We start from the raw sequence: 15464 nt of genomic DNA on the forward strand, positions 1-15464 counted from the left end.
CCGTCCGCGGCAGTGACACGCGACCGGGCCCCGTACGCCCGGCCGTGGAGGCGGGCGTACGGGGCCCGGTGCGGCGACGGCCGGAGGCCCGGCCGGAGCGGCGTCAGCCCTTGCGGGCCTTCACCTGCTCGGTGAGCTGCGGCAGCACCTGGAACAGGTCACCGACCACGCCGTAGTCGACCAGCTCGAAGATCGGCGCCTCGGAGTCCTTGTTGATCGCGACGATGGTCTTCGAGGTCTGCATGCCGGCGCGGTGCTGGATGGCCCCGGAGATGCCGGCCGCCACGTACAGCTGCGGCGACACGGACTTGCCCGTCTGGCCGACCTGGTTGGAGTGCGGGTACCAGCCCGCGTCCACCGCGGCACGGGAGGCGCCGACCGCGGCACCGAGGGAGTCCGCGAGCTCCTCGATGACGTGGAAGTTCTCCGCGCCGTTGACGCCACGTCCGCCGGAGACCACGATCGCGGCCTCGGTCAGCTCCGGACGCCCGGTCGCCTCGCGCGCGTTCCGCGACGTCACGCGGGTGCCCTGGGCCAGTTCGCCGAACGAGACGTCCAACTGCTCGACCGTACCTGCGGCCGAGGCGGCCTCCGGCGCGGCGGAGTTGGGCTTGACGGTGACGACCGGAGTGCCGCGGGTGATGCGGGACTTGGTGGTGTAGCCGGCGGCGAAGACCGACTGGGTGGCCACCGGGCCCTCGTCCCCGGCCTCCAGGTCGACGGCGTCGGTGATCAGGCCGGAGCCGATGCGGACGGCCAGGCGGGCGGCGATCTCCTTGCCGTCGGCGGAGGAGGGCACCAGCACCGCGGCCGGCGAGACGGCGTCGTACGCGGCCTGGAGGGCGTCGACCTTCGGGACGACCAGGTAGTCGGCGAACTCGGGGGCGTCGGCGGCGAGCACCTTCACCGCGCCGTACTCGCCGAGGGTCTTCGCGGCGTCTTCGGCACCGGGGCCCAGGTGCACGGCGACCGGGTCGCCGATACGGCGGGCGAGGGTCAGCAGTTCGAGCGTCGGCTTGCGGACGGCACCGTCCACGTGGTCGACGTAGACAAGGACTTCAGCCATGGTTTCGTTTCTCCTGCGGAAAGTCGTGACGGGGCGTGCGGGCGGGGGCGGAGACGGCCGGAGCCGTCAGATGAACTTCTTCCCCGCAAGAAACTCGGCGAGCTGCTTGCCACCCTCGCCCTCGTCCTCGACCACGGTGCCGGCGGTGCGCGGCGGGCGCTCGGTGGCGTCGGTGACCTTGGTCCAGGCGCCCTCGAGGCCGACGTCGTCCGCGTCGATGTCCAGGTCGTCCAGGTCCAGGGACTCCACGGGCTTCTTCTTCGCCGCCATGATGCCCTTGAAGGACGGGTAGCGCGCCTCGCCGGACAGGTCCGTCACCGAGACCACGGCCGGCAAGGACGCCTCGAGGTGTTCGGTGGCGGCGTCACCGTCGCGCCGACCAGTGACCTTGCCGTCGGAGACCGCGACCTCGGACAGTAGCGTCACCTGCGGCACGCCCAGCCGCTCGGCGAGCATCGCGGGCAGCACGCCCATCGTGCCGTCGGTGGAGGCCATGCCGCAGATCACGAGGTCGTATCCGGTCTTCTCCACCGCCTTGGCGAGAACGAGCGAGGTGCCAAGCGCGTCCGTGCCGTGCAGGTCGTCGTCCTCGACGTGAACGGCCTTGTCGGCGCCCATCGACAGCGCCTTGCGCAGCGCGTCATTGGCGTCCTCCGGACCGACGGTCAGCACGGTGACCTCGGCGTCGTCGGCGTCCTCGGAGATCTGGAGGGCCTGCTCGACGGCGTACTCGTCGAGCTCCGACAGCAGGCCGTCGACCGATTCGCGGTCGGTCGTCAGGTCCTCGTTGAAGTGCCGGTCGCCGGTGGCGTCGGGCACGTACTTCACACAGACAACGATCCTCAGGCTCACGCCGGCTCTCCTACTGCATCGTCTCTACGCGCTCGTCGTGTACGCGTTCCGGCCGGTCGGGCCGGTCTGCACGACAGCTTAGTACGCGTTAACGGGCGTTGTTACTCGTCAGTACATCCGTCACGTACCCCGCTGGCAAGGATGTCGAACTGTGACCTTCCCAACGTGGGCCGGGAAGGGGCCAGCGGGCCACACGGCCACTCAATCACGCGCCGCCCCACGACGCTCACCGCACCGCCCGGACGCGCTCCGGCCGTCACGGCAGCGTCCTTCCCAGGGCGCCGATGACGTCCGCCTTCCGCGGCTGCCCCGTCGCCCGGCGCACGACGCGGCCGCGGGCGTCGAGCACCAGCACGGTCGGCGTCCCGGTGATCTCCAGCCTCCGCACCAGTTCCAGCCGGTCCTCCGCGTCGATCTCGACGTGTGACACGCCGTCCACCATCGCGGCCACCTCACCGAGGATGCGGCGAGTGGCCCGGCAGGGCTGGCAGAAGGCGGTGGAGAACTGCACGAGTGTCGCCCGTGCGCCCAGCCGGTCCACACCGAGCGTGGCGGCCGTCAATGCGTCGGTCATGACTCCCAGGATGCACCGGCGGCGGGTGACGAGTCTCTCGCCCCCCGCCGGGACGGGCCTGTGGTCTCTGGTGCGGCGATCGGGCACGATGCGCGGAGGCCGGAAGTTACGTCCCCGTAGGTACTCCGGATTTCATACACCGTCGCGGATGCCACACCGCGACGAGAAGGGCCCCCGCATGCCAGAGCTCGTCTACCCGCCCGTCATCGGCATAGCCAGAAGCTTCTTCAAGGCGGTCGATCTGCGCTTCGACATAGGCGGCACCGAACACGTGCCCCGGAGCGGCGGCGCGGTGCTGGTCAGCAACCACATCGGGTACCTGGACTTCGTGTTCACGGGCCTGGCCGCCCTCCCCGCGAAGCGGTTCGTGCGCTTCATGGCCAAGGAGTCCGTCTTCCGGCACAAGGTCTCCGGCCCGCTGATGCGCGCGATGAAGCACATCCCGGTGGACCGCGCGCAGGGTGAGCACGCCTACGGGCACGCGCTGCGAGCGCTGCGCGACGGGGAGATCATCGGCGTCTTCCCGGAGGCCACCATCTCCCAGTCCTTCACCCTGAAGAACTTCAAGTCCGGTGCGGCCCGGCTGGCGCAGGAAGCCGGCGTGCCGCTGCTCCCCATGGCGCTGTGGGGGACGCAGCGGCTGTGGACCAAGGGCCACAAGCGGGACTTCGGCCGCAACCACTTCCCCATCAGCATCCGGGTCGGCGAGCCCCTGGTGGCCAAGCCCGGGGAGGTCGCCTCGGCACTGACCGAGCGCCTGCGCGGGCGAGTCGGCGAACTGCTGGAGGCGGCGCAGCGGGCGTACCCGGGCACCCCGCGCAACGCGGAGGACACCTGGTGGCTCCCCGCGCACCTGGGCGGCACGGCACCGCCGCCGCCCCAGCCGCACGGCGCGTAGCGCCTGCGGCGGGCCGGGCCGCCGGAGCCCCGGTTACCGGGGCGGCGGCTGCGGCGGCGGTGCCGGGTGGCCCTGGGGCGGCGGCGTGCCGTACGAGGTGTACTGCGGCGGCGGCTGCTGGCCGTAGGGCTGCTGCTGGTACGGGTACGGGTGCCCCGGTCCCGGCGGGCCCGGGAACCCGCCCGGGCCCCCCGGCCCGCCGGGCCGGTTCCGCTTGCGGCGGCGCCGCACCACCAGCCAGACGACGAGGGCGATCACCAGCAGACCGACGGCCCCGATGACCGACCACGCGATGATCGCCTTCCGGTCCGCCTGCTTCTGCATCTCCGCGGACTCGGCGAGCCGTTCCTTCTGCTCCTGGGCTTCCTGCCTGGCATCCTTGATGGCTTGCGGCACCCGCAAGGGCCCGAACTCCGACCCCTTGGGAATCTCTGCGGTCAGTGCGGCGGTCGGCCGGATGGCACCGTACCCGTACTGCGAATGCGGCAGCTTGGCGCCCTCGATCGATGGGGGCAACTCAGCCGTCTTGGTCAGCCGGTTCACGACCTGCCCTGCGGTCAGATCTGGGAACTCAGCCCTTAGCAAGGCAGCAGCCGCAGCCGCGTACGCGGTCGCGTCTGACGTGCCCGTACCCATGCGGTACGACTCCCCCGCCCCTGAGCTGGCTCCGACGATGCGCGTCGCGGGAGCAACGAGAAGCGTTTCGGGCCCCTTGTTCGAGTCGCTCCAGATGGTCCCGTCTTCCGTTACCCCACCGACTGCGACGACTCCGGGGTTCGCTGCCGGGTACTCGACCGGTGCTCCTGAATTGCCCGTCGACGCGAACACCGGCACATCACGCTCAAGTGCATAGGCGATCGCGTCCACTACGTCCGGGTCGGGCTTCCCTGCGCTGCCCTGAGACCAGCTGATCACGGTGGCACCTTGATCAACTGCGTACTTGACGGCGTCAGCACCGCTGTTGGAGCCGATCCCGTCGCTCCTGACCGGCAGGATTTTCGCTTCGGGCGCCAACCCCATGACGCCTTCGGACTTGCCTGGTCCATGACCGTGTCCTGCAATCAGAGACGCCATCGCCGTGCCGTGACCGTCCCCTTCATCCGGAAGGGGGTCACCTCCGTCGATGAAGTCCTTCCCTCTGAGCACGTTTCCGACGAGATCCGGGTGGTCCGGGTTCACCCCCGTGTCGATCACCGCGACCGTCTGGCCCTCGCCCTTACTGATCTTCCAAGCCGATTCTGCATCCAGAGCATCGAGCGCCCACTGATCGTCCCTGACCTGATCCGCCACAGCAGTGGAAGCGGAGGGCACGACCAGCGCCGCCGCCAGCGCCGCGCCACTGACGGTGAGCAGCGCCCGTTTGATGACCATCTGTCGACATCCTCATCTCCAGTGAGTGATGGTGCGGCTACGGACAACACCACCACGTCAGTTTGCCGTCGCCGTGTCAATCGATTGTGGGTGGGGCGACATTCCTTCGCCTGGGCATCCACGTCTCCTCATCCTCGACGAGATAGTCGGGACGCTGCCCCTCACTCTCTCTTTCGTCCCTCCGCCTGTTGCCCGCAGCACCACCGCCGCGCATCGCCCCACCGCCGTGAGCGCCGCGTTGACCTGCCTGGGTGCCACCGCGGCTTGAGTGCAGTCCCTGACCGCCCTGTCGATCTGCGGCACTTGCCGCTTTGGGCGTATCGGCTGTCCCGCCTCGTTGCCGGGCGAGAGGGCCACGACCGCCACTGCCCCCTGCAGCTCGCCCGCCGGGAGCGGCACCGCCTCCGCCACGGCCGACCGTTGAGCCTGCTCCGGTGGCGCTCGCGCCCCCTGCGGGCATACCACGATTTCCCGAAGCGCGACCGACCAGCCCGGGGCCTCCCGGCACTCCACCGGTGGGCCCGGCTGTGGGAACACCAGTGGGAACACTCCGGCCTCCGCCAGAGCTCACAGGTGTGCCGCCGTTCCCCGGAGCCGTGGTCGTGCCGCCGGAGACGCTGTCGAGCCTGGTACCGGTAGCCGGCACGACCTGCGACGCGTTCGGCGATATCGTCTTCGGAGTTCCGCTGCCGACTGCGGGCGTGGCAGTACTCCCCCGGCCCGGCGCGGCTGCCGACGGCCCGCTCACGTCCGGAGTCACGATCACGGGTACGGGCACCACGCCCCCGGGGTCTCCGGGGTACTCGTGCTCCGTGTCGCGGTTCGGCTTCCGCTTGTCCCATGAACCCATGGTCCTCGCCTGGGAGGAGTACGTCAGCGCCAGCGTCTCCATGAGGGCGGCGGTCTTGAGCTGCTCCTCGCGGCCTGCCGAGAGGTCGTCGTGGTGGTTGTCCAGGGCGCGCTGGGCGCCCTCGTTGCCCTGGATCTCGCCGCGCCACTTGGTGTCGTCGCGGGTGAGGCCGTCGCCGATCGCGTTGAGCGCGCTGTCGACGTCGCCGGGCACCTCGATCGCATCGACCTTCGGCTTGATGTCGTTCAGCCGTTCTCCTGCGTTGCGCATGGCGATCGAGGTGTGGCTTGCGTACTTGGCGCAGTCGGCGATCTGCCGGCTGATCTTCTGGGCCTTCTTGGCGAACTCGTCCGCGGACTCGCCCTCCCAGTGCTCCAGGATGTGCTTGACGGCCTTGTCGAAGCCGCCTTTGACGCTGTCTCCGCCGCCCACCAGGTGGTCGTGGAGGTGCTTCCACGCGTCGGCGACGCCGAGCACCGTTGCCGGTTTGGCGTCGGCCAGCATCGCCTTCATCGAGTCGATGGTCTCGCCCGTCGCGAACGGAGTCTTCACCTCGCCGGTGAAGCACATGTTCGCCTGCTCGTACTCGAAGCCGAACTGTCCGCCCTGGTCGCTCATCTGCGCCCTCGCCCCCGATCGTTCTCCGCTGCCGGGCCGCTCAGGCCTGGCCGTTGTCCATGCCGTGCTTGGCGTCGTACTCGGCGTTCTGGTAGTTGCCGTGCGCCTTCTTGGTGTTGGTGCCGAAATCGGCGATGACGTCGTTGATGACGCGCACGATCTCCTCGATGTGCGTCTTCATCTCGCCGTGTGCGCCGGTGAGGTCGCGTGCCTCCTGGAAGCCGCCACCGCCCAGGGCGCCGTCGGGCAGGAAGGTGTTGTACTTGCTCTTCGTCACCGACTCGCCCATGGCTGAGGTGACCCGGCCGAGCTTGCGCACGGTCTCCTCGAGTTCGCTGAGGTCGACCCGCATCTCACCCATGTTCGTGCTCCCCCCTGAGTCGTCTGCACGCGCCCAGCCCCTACGGGCTGTCCATGATCGGTCACGGACAAGGATGCCATGGGCGTCCGACACGGGACGAAGCGCGTCAGCCCCGGCGCCCCGAGGGGCGCCGGGGCTGACGGTGCGCCGGTCAGCGCGAGGCGGCCATCTCCTCGCGGAGCGCGTCCACGAAGGAGTCGACGTCGTCCGGGGTGGTGTCGAACGAGCACATCCACCGCACGTCGCCGGCCGTCTCGTCCCAGAAGTAGAAGCGGAAGCGCTTCTGGAGCCGCTCGCTGACGTCGTGCGGGAGCCGGGCGAAGACCGCGTTGGCCTCAACGGCGTAGAGGATCTCCACGCCGGGGACGGCCCGTACGCCGGCGGCCAGGCGCTGGGCCATGGTGTTGGCGTGGCGGGCGTTGCGCAGCCAGAGGTCCTTGGCGAGCAACGCCTCCAGCTGGACGGAGACGAAGCGCATCTTGGACGCGAGCTGCATGGACAGCTTGCGCAGGTGTTTCATCGCCCGCACGGCGTCCGGGTTCAGCACGACGACGGCCTCGCCGAAGAGCATGCCGTTCTTGGTGCCGCCGAAGGAGAGCACGTCCACGCCCGCGGCGTAGGTGAAGGCGCGCATGGGGACGTCGAGGGCGGCGGCGGCGTTGGCGATGCGGGCGCCGTCCAGGTGCACCTTCATGCCGCGTTCGTGCGCGTGGTCGCAGACGGCGCGTATCTCGTCCGGCGTGTACAGCGTGCCGAGCTCGGTGTTCTGGGCGAGGGAGACGACCTGCGGCATGGCGCGGTGCTCGTCGTCCCAGCCGAACGCCTCACGGTCGATCAGCTCGGGGGTGAGCTTGCCGTCCTCGGTCGGCACGGTGAGCAGCTTGAGCCCGCCGACGCGTTCGGGCGCGCCGCACTCGTCGACGTGGATGTGGGCGGTGTCGGCGCAGATCACCGCACCCCAGCGGTCGGTGAGCGCCTGGAGGGCGACCACGTTGGCGCCGGTGCCGTTGAAGACCGGGAAGGTCTCCGCGTACGGGCCGAAGTGCGAGCGCATCAGCTGCTGGAGGTGCGCGGTGTAGGCGTCGCCGCCGTACGCAGTCTGGTGGCCCTCGTTGGCCAGCGCGAGGGCGGCCAGGATCTCCGGGTGCGCGCCGGCGTAGTTGTCGCTGGCGAAGCCGCGCACCGCGGGGTCGTGGTGCCGCTTGGCGTCCGTGGCCGCCCGCGCGGGGGCCGTCACGGCTGGGGTGTGAGCCACAGGCGCTGTCCGTTCACTTCCTCGGTCGGCTGGTTCCAGGTCCCGGCGATGGCGTCTGCCAGGTCGCGGACGTCGGTGAACGTCTTGAACTTGGCGTTCGGCCGTTCCTTGCGCATCTGGTCGTTCACCAGGGCCTTCACGACCAGGATCGCAGCCGCGGCGGGCGGCGGGCTCTCGCCCCCCGTCTTGCGGAAGGCGTCGGCGAGCGCCAGCGTCCACGCCTCGGCGGCCGCCTTGGACGCGGAGTAGGCGGCGTTGCCCGCCGTGGGGTTGCTCGCTCCGGCGGCGCTGATCAGGAGGAAGCGGCCGTTGCCGCTGCGTTCCAGGGCGCCCTGGAAGGCGAGAGACGTGTGCTGCACGGTGCGGATCAGCAAATCGTGCAGCACGTCCCAGTCGCCGAGGTCGGTCTCGGCGAAGTGCGCGGAGCCGCGCCAGCCGCCGACGAGGTGCACCAGGCCGTCGATGCGGCCGAACTCCTTCTCGGTGCGGGCCACCCACTCGCGGGTGGCGGCCAGGTCGAGCAGGTCGACGGTGTCGCCGGTGACGGTGGCGCCGCCGTGCGCGAACCTCGCCGCGTCGACGGCCTGCGCCAGCCGCTCCGCGTCGGCGTCGGCGGCCACCACCGTGGCACCCGCCTCGGCAAGCCGCAGCAGGGCCGCCTGGCCCGCGGGGCCGGCCGCGCCGGCGACGGCAACGACCGCGCCGTCCAGGCCGCCGTCACCGCCGGTGGTCCCGCCGTCGGTCCTGGTACTGGTCATGCTGATCGCCTCTCTGCGCTGTGCCCTCGCGGGCCCGACTCCGGCCTGCCGCCCGTGGTCCGTCGTCCCACCGCTCACGCGGCGAGGGCGGCGGACTCGGCGGTGATGCCCTTGGTCGATGCGATCACACCGCGGAGCTTCTTGCGAAGGGCCTCGTAGAACATGCTCAGCGGGAACTCGTCGGGAAGCACGTCGTCGACGAGCTTGCGCGGGGGGAGGTCGAGGTCCAGCGCGTCCGGGCCCTTGGCCCAGGTCGAGCCGGGGTGCGGGGCGAGGTAGGTGGAGACCAGCTCGTAGGCCTTGAACCAGTGCACCAGCTTGGGGCGGTCGATGCCCTCGCGGTAGAGGGTCTCGATCTCCTCGCGGAGGGCGACGGTCACCTCGCGGGCGCGGTCCCAGTCGACGGTGAGCTTGTTGTCCGTCCAGCGCAGCGCGTCGTGCTTGTGGAGGTAGGCGAAGAGGAGCTGGCCGCCCAGGCCGTCGTAGTTGCGGTTGCGCTCGCCGGTGACGGGGAAGCGGAAGAGGCGGTCGAGCAGCATGGCGTACTGCACGTCGCGGCCCTGCGGGACGCCGTCGGCCTCGAGCTTGACGCCCTCGCCGAAGGCGGTCAGGTCGCAGCGCAGCTCCTCCAGGCCATACATCCAGAACGGCTGGCGCTGCTTGATCATGAACGGGTCGAACGGCAGGTCGCCGTGGCTGTGCGTGCGGTCGTGGACCATGTCCCACAGCACGAACGCCTGCTGGGCACGCTCCTGGTCGGTGAGGAGGCCCTTGGCGTCCTGCGGCAGCTCCAGGCTGGTGACCTCGCAGGCGGCGTCGATCACGCGGCGGAAGCGGGCGGCCTCGCGGTCGCAGAAGATGCCGCCCCAGGTGAAGCGGTCCGGGGCCTCGCGCACGGCGATGGTCTCCGGGAAGAGCACCGCGGAGTTGGTGTCGTAGCCGGCTGTGAAGTCCTCGAACGCGATGCCGCAGAACAGCGGGTTGTCGTACCGGGTGCGCTCCAGCTCGGCCAGCCAGTCGGGCCACACCATGCGCAGGACGACGGCCTCGAGGTTGCGGTCGGGGTTGCCGTTCTGGGTGTACATCGGGAAGAGGACCAGGTGCTGGAGGCCGTCGGCGCGCTGCCGGGCGGGCTGGAAGGCGAGCAGCGAGTCCAGGAAGTCGGGCACGCCGAAGCCGTCCGCGGCCCACCGGCGCAGGTCGGCGACCAGGGCCTCCAGGTAGGCGGCGTCGTGCGAAACCAGCGGCGCCAGCTCCTGGACGGCGGTCACGACGCGCTCCAGCCCGGCTTCGACCTCGGCGCGGGTCGGGGCGTCCTCGGCCGCGAAGTCGATCGAGCCGTCCTTGGACTGGGCGGGCCGCAGCGCTTCGACGGCCTGCTTGAGCACGGGCCAGGCGGGGTGATCCACCACCCGGTCCGTGGACACGGCGGGGCCGTCCACGCTGCTGGGCGAAAGAATTTCCGTCATGACCGGACCTCCACGGGAGAAAATCGCGTACGACCACGGTATCGGGAGAACGTCACCCCCTCAAGTGGCGATCGCGGAAATTCTTCTGCCTGGCCCCCCTCATACCGCTGTTCTTCCTGTCGGTGTCGTCCGTTCGGGTGGACAGGGTGGAGGCCCCGAACTTCCCTCCACGGCCGCTAGTCTGAGGCGGCACACCGCCGTCGGCCACCGCAGGAAAGCGAGAGCGTTCACGTGTCCATGCTCACAGTCGGCCACCGCGGCCTGATGGGTGTCGAGCCCGAGAACACCCTGCGGTCCTTCCGCCGCGCCGACCGCGAGGGGGTGGACGTGATCGAACTCGACCTCCACCTGAGCAGCGACGGCGCGCTGGTCGTGATGCACGACGCGGAGGTGGACCGGACCACCGACGGCACCGGGCCGGTCTCCGGCTTCACGTTGACCGAGCTGCGCGAGCTGGACGCCGGCCGGGGCGAGCGCGTCCCGGTGTTCGAGGAGGTCGTGGCGGCCGTGAAGGCGCCGCTCCAGGCGGAGATCAAGGACGCCGCCGCCGCCCGGGTGCTGGCGGAGGCCATCGAGAAGCACGACCTGCACGAGCGGGTCACCGTGATCTCGTTCCACGACGAGGCGCTGCGGGAGACGCGCACCCTGCTGCCCGACATGCCGCTGGTGCTGGTCGCCGGGCGCTCCTCGCCGACGGCTCCCGGGCGCGCCCGCGAGCTGGGCGCGGTGATGGTCTCCCTGGAGCTGTGCCACATCGAGACGGAGACCGTGAAGGCGGCTCACGAGTCCGGCATCGAGGTGATCAGCTGGACGGTGAACACGCCGGAGGACCTTCAGCGCGCCCGCGAACTGGAGCTGGACGGCGTGGTGACCGACAGGCCGGAGATCCTCGTCGCGGTCCGGGAGACGCCCCGGGACGCCGCCGGGGACCGCGGACGGTCTTGAGGCGGCGGCCCCGCCCCGCCCCCCGAAGCGCCCGGAGCGGTCCGGTTCCGCTCAGTCGAGGGTCTTGACCAGCAGCTCGAAGGCCAGGTCCTCCCGCTGCGGGAGGCCGAAGCGCTCGTCGCCGTAGGGAAAGGGGCTGAGTTCGCCGGTCCGGGCGTATCCGCGGCGCTCGTACCAGGCGATCAGGTCCTCACGCTGGACGATCACCGTCATGTGCATCTCCCGGGCTCCCCACTCCTCGCGGGCGGCGCGCTCGGCCTCCGCCAGCACCCGCCTGCCGAGGCCACCACCCTGGAGACCGGGGCGCACGGCGAACATCCCGAAGTAGGCCAGGCCGGAGCGGTTCTCCAGCTGGCAGCAGGCGACCGTCTCCCCGTCCTCCTCGGCCAGGAGCATGCGGCTCTCCGGGGACGCGACGACGGCCCGGACGCCCTCGGGGTCGGTGCGCTGCCCGCCCAGCAGGTCCGCCTCGGTGGTCCACCCCGCCCGGCTGCTCTCACCCCGGTAGGCGGACTCGATCAGGGCGACCAGCGCCGGCACGTCGGCCTCCTCGGCGGTACGGAAGGCGAGCGCGGTGCGGGTGTCGGCGTTGTCCATGTCCCGGAGCGTAACCGCAGCGCGCTATCGTCCGGCCCCATGGTCCATGTACTGAGCAGCCGCATCCTGCTCCGGCCCACCGACCCCGAACGTTCCCGCGCCTTCTACGGCGGGACGCTGGGCCTGGCGGTGGCCCGCGAGTTCGGCACCGGACCGGAGCGCGGCACCGTCTACTTCCTCGGCGGCGGGTTCCTGGAGATCTCCGGCCGTGCCGAGGAACCGTCCTCTCCCGGCCTGCGGCTGTGGCTCCAGGTCGACGACGTCGCCGCGGCCCACGCGGAGCTGGGCGCCGCGGGCGCCGAGGTGCTGCGTCCGCCCCTGCGGGAGCCGTGGGGGCTGGAGGAGATGTGGATCGCCGCCCCGGACGGCGTGCGGATCTGCGTGGTGGAGGTGCCGGCCGACCACCCGATGCGCTACCGCCCGGGCCTCTGAGGTCCGATCCGGGCGGCCCGGACGGTCCGGGCCGGGCGCCGCGCCGGACTCCGGGGGAACGCCCCGGGGCGCACGCCGGGGTGCGCACGCCCCTCCGGATGCCTCCGTGCGCCGCCTTGCAGCCATCGGTGTGAGGGAAGCCTCCGTGCGACGGCGAGCGCGGAGGGGGCGTCATGCACGGGCCTGCCGTGGTGAGTTGGCTGCTGGTCGTGATGTGCGGGGCCACGGGAGTGTACTGCCTGCGCAGGGCCGCGCGTGCCGCCGGTGCGCCACCCGGCGGGGCGCGCGTCGAGGGGGTGATGGGCCTGGCCATGGCGGCCATGGCGCTGCCCGTCCGGCCCGCCGGAGCGGTCGCGGAGGCCGCCTTCGCGGTGTTCTTCGGCGCGCTGGCGGCCGCGGCGCTGTGGTCGGCCCGCCCGGTGCGGGCCGACCGTGCCGGCGGCCGGCACTTCGGGCACGGCCTGCACCACGCGCTGGAGGCGCTGGCGATGGCGTACATGGCGATGGTGATGGCGGCCGCAGGCGGCGGACAGCACGCCGGGCACGGCGCGGGACCCGGCGGCGTACCCGTGCTGACCGGCGCCCTACTCGCCTACTTCGCGGGTTTCGCGCTGTACACCGGCGCCCGGCTGGCCCCGGCTGCGGCGGTCCCGGCCACGGCTCCCGCAGGGAGCGGAGCGGGCGCCTTCCGGCGCCTTCCTCCCGCCGCGGGGATGGCCCACGCGTGCCGGCTCACGCTGGCCCTGAGTTCCTTCGCCATGCTGCTCACGGTGTGACCGCGCCACCCGCCGCCACGTGAGACGGCCTGCCGCCACGGCCTGCCGCCTCGTGATCGTGCCGCTCGCACCCGCGAGACGTGAGGCATGCGTCACTCCTGCGACGGGCGGCCGTACGGTGCGGGGCGAACGGTCATAGGCTGTGACCATGTTGGTGCCGCTCGCGCTGCTGGTCCTGGGGGCGCTGGCCGCTGCGGCGGCTCCCCGTGTCCTCACGCGCTCCTCCTGGCCGGACCGGGAACCGGTGCTGGCCCTGTGGGCCTGGCAGTGCGTGGTGGCGGGCGTTCTGCTCTCCTGCCTCCTCGCCATGGCGCTCTCCGCCGCGGCCGCCTGGCAGGCGGTGCGCGACCACGTGTTCGCCCCGGCGCCGCACGGTGTCCAGGAGGCGTACGGACTCGGCGCGTACGACGGGTGGGCGGGCGCCGTCGCCCTTCTTCTGGCCTGCGGCGGCGCGTGGACGGCGGCGATGCTGCTGCGGGAGATCCGCGACGCGCGGCTGCGGCTGAAGCGGCGCCGCGACGAACTTCGGGTCCGCGCACCCCGGCTGCCCGGCGAGGAGACCTGCGCCGGCGGGCCGCTGGTGGTGCTGGAGAGCGACCGCGCGGACGCCTGGTGGCTGCCCGGGGCCGTTCCGCAACTGGTCATCACGACCGCGGCGCTGCGCCGCTTGAAGGGACGGCAGCTGGACGCCGTGCTGGAGCACGAACAGGGCCACGCACGCGCCCGCCACGACTGGCTGCTGAACTGCTCCTCCGCCCTCGCCGTCGGCTTCCCCCGGGTGCCGGTCTTCGCCGCCTTCCGCGACCAGGTGCACCGCCTGGTCGAACTGGCGGCCGACGACGTCGCCTCCCGCCGTCACGGCCGCCTCACCACGGCCCTCGCACTGGTCGAACTCAACGAGGACCGCGGCGTGTTCGGCCCCTGCCCGGCCGAGGGCGCCCTGGTCCCCGCCCGGGTCCACCGGCTGCTCACCCCGGCCCCGCGCCTGACGGTGACCCGCCGGCTGCGGACCGTCGCCGTCGCCTCACTGGTGCCGCTGATCCCGCTCGCGGTGGCCTTCGTCCCCGGACTCAGCGCCCTGGGCTGACCCGGCCGCTCACGCGCGGGATCGTCCGGGCGCCCGTCCCTCGCCCCCGCAGGCCGACGGCCCGCGGCCCGCCGGGCGCGCCCTGTTGGCCGGGGCGGTCGACTGGGTGAGGATCGCCCCATGTCCGCTGCGTCACGTCTGCCCTCCTCCCCACCCCCCACCGGGGCGCCGTCGCCACGGCAGGCGGCGCCGTGGGTGTGGGCTTCCGTGTGCGGCGGCCTGGGCATCGCCCTGATCCTGCTGGTCGTCGCCGGCTGGCCGCCGCTGATCGACCTGGACGACGCTGTCTCCCACGCCCTGCACGACGCCGCGCTCTCCCATCCCGGCTGGACCGGCACCGCGCGGGTGCTCACGGACTGGGTGTGGGACACGGTCACCATGCGGATGCTGGTCGCGGTGGTGTTCGTGGTGCTCTGGTGGCGCGGAGAGCGTGCCCTGGCCTTCCTCCTCGCCGTCGCCATGCTGCTCGGCGTCCTCGTGCAGCAGGGCCTCAAGGCCCTCGTCGGGCGCGAACGGCCGCAGTGGGAGAACCCCGTGGACGCGGCCCACTTCGCCGCGATGCCCTCCGGACACGCCATGACGGCGGCCCTCGCATGCGGCCTGCTCACCTGGGTGGCCTGGACCCGCCTGCACCGGCCCGCCCTGTGCTGGACCGTGACGGCGGTCGCGGCGGTCTCCGTGGCGGGCGTGTCCCTCACCCGCGTCTTCCTGGGGGTGCACTGGCTGACCGACGTGCTGTCCGGCGTCGCCCTGGGCCTGGCCATGGCGGCGTTGGCGGCCGGGAGTTGGCAAGCGCTGCGGACCGCGGGGAAGATCGCCGCATGACGGTTCGCGGTGTGCTGTTCGACTTCTCCGGAACCCTGCTGCGCGTCGAGCCCGCGGCCCGGTGGCTGGCCGCCGTACTGGCCGGGTCGGGCGTGGAGCTGCCCCCGGCGGAGGCCGCGGGGTACGCGGCGCGGCTCGAACGGGCGGGCGCCCTGCCGGGCGGTGCGCCGCCGCGGGCCGTACCGCCCCACCTGGACCGGCTGTGGTGGGAGCGGGACCGCAGTGCGGAGCAGCACCGGGCGGCGTACACCGGGCTGGCCCGGCAGGTGCCGCTGCCCAGGGAGGACTTGTACGACGCCCTGTACGACCGGCACATGAGGCCGGAGGCCTGGGAGCCCTACCCGGACACCGTCGAGGTCCTTGCCGCGCTCCGCGACCGCGGGGTCCCGGTGGCGGTGGTGAGCAACATCGGCTGGGACCTGCGTCCGGTGTTCCGCGGCCACGCACTGGACGGCTTCGTCCAGGAGTACGTGCTCTCGTTCGAGCACGGCGTGCAGAAGCCGGACCCTCGGCTCTTCCGTACCGCGTGCGCGGCGCTGAGACTGGAACCGGATGAGGTGCTCATGGTGGGCGACGACCGGCGCGCCGACGGGGGCGCGACGGCCGTGGGATGCGCCTACCACCCCGTGGACCATCTGCCGGTCGAGCAGCGACCGCACGGTCTGCGGCCGCTGCTCGACCTGCTGGGGCCGGCCTGAGGGGGTCGGCGGCCCCGTCCCCCGCCGGGGGA

17 protein-coding genes are annotated in these 15464 nt (G+C 72.0%); 7 read left to right on the forward strand and 10 right to left on the reverse strand.

Going from position 1 to position 15464, the window contains the following annotated elements; all coding sequences use genetic code 11:
- Positions 1 to 103: 103 nt before the first annotated feature.
- The 3 genes from E4198_RS01010 to E4198_RS01020 form a co-directional block, all read right to left on the reverse strand.
- Positions 104 to 1066: an electron transfer flavoprotein subunit alpha/FixB family protein gene (locus tag E4198_RS01010; protein WP_136181449.1), complete on the reverse strand. Its 963-nt coding sequence runs from the start codon at positions 1064 to 1066 to the stop codon at positions 104 to 106.
- A gap of 66 nt (positions 1067 to 1132) precedes the next feature.
- Positions 1133 to 1918, reverse strand: a complete 786-nt coding sequence (locus E4198_RS01015) for an electron transfer flavoprotein subunit beta/FixA family protein (protein WP_078529224.1) — start codon at positions 1916 to 1918, stop codon at positions 1133 to 1135.
- A gap of 256 nt (positions 1919 to 2174) precedes the next feature.
- Entirely contained in the window at positions 2175 to 2492 is a 318-nt protein-coding gene (locus E4198_RS01020) for a thioredoxin family protein (protein WP_136181450.1), read from the reverse strand.
- Positions 2493 to 2670: 178 nt separating this feature from the next.
- On the opposite strand from E4198_RS01020, the gene E4198_RS01025 reads away from it, so the two are divergent.
- Positions 2671 to 3390 carry a lysophospholipid acyltransferase family protein gene (locus E4198_RS01025; RefSeq protein ID WP_136181451.1) on the forward strand — a complete coding sequence of 240 codons (720 nt, stop codon included), beginning with the start codon at positions 2671 to 2673 and terminating at the stop codon, positions 3388 to 3390.
- Between the two features lie 33 nt (positions 3391 to 3423).
- On the opposite strand, the gene E4198_RS01030 is transcribed toward E4198_RS01025, so the two are convergent.
- The 6 genes from E4198_RS01030 to E4198_RS01055 all read right to left on the reverse strand — a co-directional run bounded on the left by E4198_RS01030 (position 3424) and on the right by E4198_RS01055 (position 10072).
- Positions 3424 to 4761 carry a S8 family serine peptidase gene (locus E4198_RS01030; RefSeq protein ID WP_136181452.1) on the reverse strand — a complete coding sequence of 446 codons (1338 nt, stop codon included), beginning with the start codon at positions 4759 to 4761 and terminating at the stop codon, positions 3424 to 3426.
- Between the two features lie 76 nt (positions 4762 to 4837).
- The gene (locus E4198_RS01035) at positions 4838 to 6229 is read right to left on the reverse strand and encodes a hypothetical protein (RefSeq protein WP_136181453.1); all 1392 of its coding nucleotides are present in this window, start codon (positions 6227 to 6229) and stop codon (positions 4838 to 4840) included.
- A gap of 40 nt (positions 6230 to 6269) precedes the next feature.
- Entirely contained in the window at positions 6270 to 6590 is a 321-nt protein-coding gene (locus tag E4198_RS01040) for a hypothetical protein (RefSeq protein ID WP_027764668.1), read from the reverse strand.
- A gap of 151 nt (positions 6591 to 6741) precedes the next feature.
- A complete protein-coding gene (locus tag E4198_RS01045; RefSeq protein ID WP_027764667.1) occupies positions 6742 to 7827 on the reverse strand; it encodes a low specificity L-threonine aldolase in 1086 nt (361 codons plus the stop codon).
- A complete protein-coding gene (locus tag E4198_RS01050; protein ID WP_136181454.1) occupies positions 7824 to 8603 on the reverse strand; it encodes an SDR family NAD(P)-dependent oxidoreductase in 780 nt (259 codons plus the stop codon). Before E4198_RS01050 ends, E4198_RS01045 begins: the two co-directional genes overlap by 4 nt.
- Positions 8604 to 8677: 74 nt before the next feature.
- On the reverse strand, positions 8678 to 10072 hold the full coding sequence (locus tag E4198_RS01055; RefSeq protein ID WP_136181455.1) for a DUF6421 family protein: 1395 nt from the start codon (positions 10070 to 10072) through the stop codon (positions 8678 to 8680).
- Positions 10073 to 10303: 231 nt separating this feature from the next.
- Between E4198_RS01055 and E4198_RS01060 the strand changes: the two genes are divergently transcribed.
- Positions 10304 to 11017, forward strand: coding sequence for a glycerophosphodiester phosphodiesterase family protein (locus E4198_RS01060; protein WP_136181456.1), 714 nt, complete (start codon positions 10304 to 10306; stop codon positions 11015 to 11017).
- A 51-nt stretch (positions 11018 to 11068) separates the two neighbouring features.
- On the opposite strand, the gene E4198_RS01065 is transcribed toward E4198_RS01060, so the two are convergent.
- A complete protein-coding gene (locus E4198_RS01065; protein WP_136181457.1) occupies positions 11069 to 11614 on the reverse strand; it encodes a GNAT family N-acetyltransferase in 546 nt (181 codons plus the stop codon).
- A gap of 39 nt (positions 11615 to 11653) precedes the next feature.
- Between E4198_RS01065 and E4198_RS01070 the strand changes: the two genes are divergently transcribed.
- From E4198_RS01070 to E4198_RS01095, 5 genes are all read left to right on the forward strand, one after another.
- Positions 11654 to 12046 carry a VOC family protein gene (locus tag E4198_RS01070; protein WP_136181458.1) on the forward strand — a complete coding sequence of 131 codons (393 nt, stop codon included), beginning with the start codon at positions 11654 to 11656 and terminating at the stop codon, positions 12044 to 12046.
- Between the two features lie 173 nt (positions 12047 to 12219).
- A complete protein-coding gene (locus E4198_RS01080) occupies positions 12220 to 12822 on the forward strand; it encodes a DUF5134 domain-containing protein (protein ID WP_136181459.1) in 603 nt (200 codons plus the stop codon).
- Between the two features lie 148 nt (positions 12823 to 12970).
- Entirely contained in the window at positions 12971 to 13909 is a 939-nt protein-coding gene (locus tag E4198_RS01085) for a M56 family metallopeptidase (protein ID WP_136181460.1), read from the forward strand.
- A gap of 120 nt (positions 13910 to 14029) precedes the next feature.
- Positions 14030 to 14734, forward strand: coding sequence for a phosphatase PAP2 family protein (locus E4198_RS01090; protein ID WP_136181461.1), 705 nt, complete (start codon positions 14030 to 14032; stop codon positions 14732 to 14734).
- A complete protein-coding gene (locus E4198_RS01095) occupies positions 14731 to 15432 on the forward strand; it encodes an HAD-IA family hydrolase (RefSeq protein WP_136181462.1) in 702 nt (233 codons plus the stop codon). The genes E4198_RS01090 and E4198_RS01095 overlap by 4 nt, the downstream gene beginning before the upstream one ends.
- Positions 15433 to 15464 lie beyond the last annotated feature (32 nt).

Source organism: Streptomyces sp. RKND-216 (genome assembly GCF_004795255.1).
Taxonomy (GTDB): Bacteria; Actinomycetota; Actinomycetes; order Streptomycetales; family Streptomycetaceae; genus Streptomyces; species Streptomyces hazeniae.

Bases quoted from the DNA above. Each gene is read 5' to 3' on its own strand.
- E4198_RS01010 (WP_136181449.1), bottom strand. From the start codon at position 1,066: ATGGCTGAAGTCCTTGTCTACGTCGACCACGTGGACGGTGCCGTCCGC.
- E4198_RS01020 (WP_136181450.1), bottom strand. From the start codon at position 2,492: ATGACCGACGCATTGACGGCCGCCACGCTCGGTGTGGACCGGCTGGGC.
- E4198_RS01025 (WP_136181451.1), top strand. From the start codon at position 2,671: ATGCCAGAGCTCGTCTACCCGCCCGTCATCGGCATAGCCAGAAGCTTC.
- E4198_RS01030 (WP_136181452.1), bottom strand. From the start codon at position 4,761: ATGGTCATCAAACGGGCGCTGCTCACCGTCAGTGGCGCGGCGCTGGCG.
- E4198_RS01035 (WP_136181453.1), bottom strand. From the start codon at position 6,229: ATGAGCGACCAGGGCGGACAGTTCGGCTTCGAGTACGAGCAGGCGAAC.
- E4198_RS01040 (WP_027764668.1), bottom strand. From the start codon at position 6,590: ATGGGTGAGATGCGGGTCGACCTCAGCGAACTCGAGGAGACCGTGCGC.
- E4198_RS01050 (WP_136181454.1), bottom strand. From the start codon at position 8,603: ATGACCAGTACCAGGACCGACGGCGGGACCACCGGCGGTGACGGCGGC.
- E4198_RS01055 (WP_136181455.1), bottom strand. From the start codon at position 10,072: ATGACGGAAATTCTTTCGCCCAGCAGCGTGGACGGCCCCGCCGTGTCC.
- E4198_RS01065 (WP_136181457.1), bottom strand. From the start codon at position 11,614: ATGGACAACGCCGACACCCGCACCGCGCTCGCCTTCCGTACCGCCGAG.
- E4198_RS01070 (WP_136181458.1), top strand. From the start codon at position 11,654: ATGGTCCATGTACTGAGCAGCCGCATCCTGCTCCGGCCCACCGACCCC.
- E4198_RS01080 (WP_136181459.1), top strand. From the start codon at position 12,220: ATGCACGGGCCTGCCGTGGTGAGTTGGCTGCTGGTCGTGATGTGCGGG.
- E4198_RS01085 (WP_136181460.1), top strand. From the start codon at position 12,971: ATGTTGGTGCCGCTCGCGCTGCTGGTCCTGGGGGCGCTGGCCGCTGCG.
- E4198_RS01090 (WP_136181461.1), top strand. From the start codon at position 14,030: ATGTCCGCTGCGTCACGTCTGCCCTCCTCCCCACCCCCCACCGGGGCG.
- E4198_RS01095 (WP_136181462.1), top strand. From the start codon at position 14,731: ATGACGGTTCGCGGTGTGCTGTTCGACTTCTCCGGAACCCTGCTGCGC.